The 2137-nt window shown below is 63.9% G+C and carries 2 protein-coding genes; both read left to right on the top strand.

What is annotated here, in order from left to right:
- Positions 1 to 1457, top strand: a 1457-nt coding sequence (locus tag B4N44_RS06150) for a transketolase family protein (RefSeq protein WP_296698076.1), incomplete at its 5' end; no start/stop codon positions are given.
- Between the two features lie 207 nt (positions 1458 to 1664).
- Positions 1665 to 2137: glyceraldehyde 3-phosphate dehydrogenase NAD-binding domain-containing protein (locus B4N44_RS06155; protein WP_296698077.1), on the top strand; the 473-nt coding region annotated here is incomplete at its 3' end.

Raw genomic sequence — 2137 nt, forward strand, 5'->3', positions numbered from 1 at the left:
ACAACAACATCTCGATCGACGGCGAGGTCCGCGGTCACGGCGACACACCGGCCTGGTTCCTCGACAACACCCCGAAACGCTTCGAGGCCTACGGCTGGCATGTGATCCCCAAGGTCGACGGGCACGATACGGAAGCCGTGAAGGCCGCCATCGAGGCCGCCCGCGAGATCACCGACCGCCCGAGCCTCATCTGCTGCCAGACCATCATCGGTTACGGCTCGCCGAACAAGCAGGGCAAGGAAGAATGCCACGGCGCGGCGCTCGGCGAGGACGAAATCGCCTTGACCCGCGAGGCGCTGGGCTGGAACCATCCGCCGTTCGTCATCCCGGACGCCGTCTATCAGGGCTGGGATGCCAAAGAGCGGGGCGCCGCGGCCGAGTCTGCGTGGAACGACCGCTTTGCCGCATACGCTGCGAAATTCCCGAGCGAGGCCGCCGAATTCAAACGCCGGATGGCCGGCGATCTGCCGGGCGATTGGGCCACGCAGGCCGACGCCTTCGTGACCTCGATCGTCGAGAAGGGCGAGACCATCGCCTCGCGCAAGGCATCGCAGAACGCGCTCAACGGTTTCGGCCCGCTTCTGCCGGAGCTGCTCGGCGGCTCGGCGGATCTCGCCGGCTCCAACCTGACCCTCTGGAAGGGCTGCAAGGGCATCGGCAAAGGCAACGCACCCGGCAACTATGTCTACTACGGCGTGCGCGAGTTCGGCATGTCGGCCATCATGAACGGCATCGCGCTGCATGGCGGTTTCGTGCCCTACGGTGCGACCTTCCTGATGTTCTCCGAGTACGCCCGCAATGCACTGCGCATGGCGGCACTGATGAAGATCCAGTCGATCTTCGTCTACACCCACGACTCAATCGGTCTGGGCGAGGACGGCCCGACCCATCAGCCGGTGGAGCAGATCCCGACGCTGCGCATGATCCCCAACATGAGCGTCTGGCGTCCGTGCGACGCGGTCGAGTCGGCGGTGTCCTGGAAACTCGCCATCGAGCGGCGCACCGGTCCGAGCTGTCTGATCTTCTCGCGTCAGAACCTCGCGCATATGAGCCGCACGCCCGAGCAGCTCGCGGCCATCGCGCGCGGCGGTTATGTGCTGCGCGACTGTGCCGGCACCCCGGATGCGATCATCATTGCCACGGGCTCCGAGGTCGAGCTGGCCATGAAGGCTGCCGAGGCGATGTCCGACAAGGCGATCCGCGTGGTGTCGATGCCCTCGACCGACACCTTCGATGCGCAGGATGCCGCCTATCGCGAATCGGTGCTGCCCAAGGCCGTCACCGCGCGGGTTGCGGTCGAGGCAGCGGTCACGGACGGCTGGTGGAAGTATGTCGGTCATCAGGGCGCGATCCTCGGTGTTGACCGGTTCGGTGAATCGGCGCCTGCCGGCCCGCTCTTCAAGGAGTTCGGGTTCACGGTCGAGAACCTGGTCGCCAAGGTCAGGGGCGTACTCTGATTTAACCGGCTGTCTCGCGTATGGGCCGCCGAACGATCAAGTGTTCGGCGACCGGCGTTGCATCATTTCGGCATCTAAGCGCGGCAGTCTAAGCGCCCATGGATCGTTTGTTTTTGGGCTCGCCCCTTCGCTCTACCGACCATCCAGCGTCGGGAAGCCGAGGTTCGAGCACCGAGAGTTTTTATTCGCTAAGAGGAGTCTCTCTCAATGACACTTAAAGTCGGCATCAATGGTTTCGGTCGTATCGGTCGTATGGCATTTCGCGCAATCGCGAAGGATTTCCCCGGGATCGAGGTCGTTGCCATCAATGACCTGCTCGACCCCGAGTATCTGGCCTACATGCTCAAGTACGACTCCGTCCACGGTAACTTCCGGGGCGATATCGCCGTCGACGGCAACACCATGATCGTCAACGGCAAGAGTATCCGTCTGACCGCCGAGCGCGATCCGGCCAACCTCAAGTGGAGCGAGGTCGGTGCCGAGCTGGTCATCGAGTGCACCGGTTTCTTCCTCGACGACGCCTCTTGCCGCAAGCACATCGAAGCCGGCGCCAAGAAGGTCGTGCAGAGCGCGCCGTCCAAGGACGCCACGCCGATGTTCGTCTACGGCGTGAATCACAAGACCTACGCCGGCGAAGCCATCATCTCGGCGGCCTCCTGCACCACCAACTGCCTGGCGCC

The organism is Thiocapsa sp. UBA6158, from assembly GCF_002423035.1.
Classification (GTDB): Bacteria; Pseudomonadota; Gammaproteobacteria; order Chromatiales; family Chromatiaceae; genus Thiocapsa.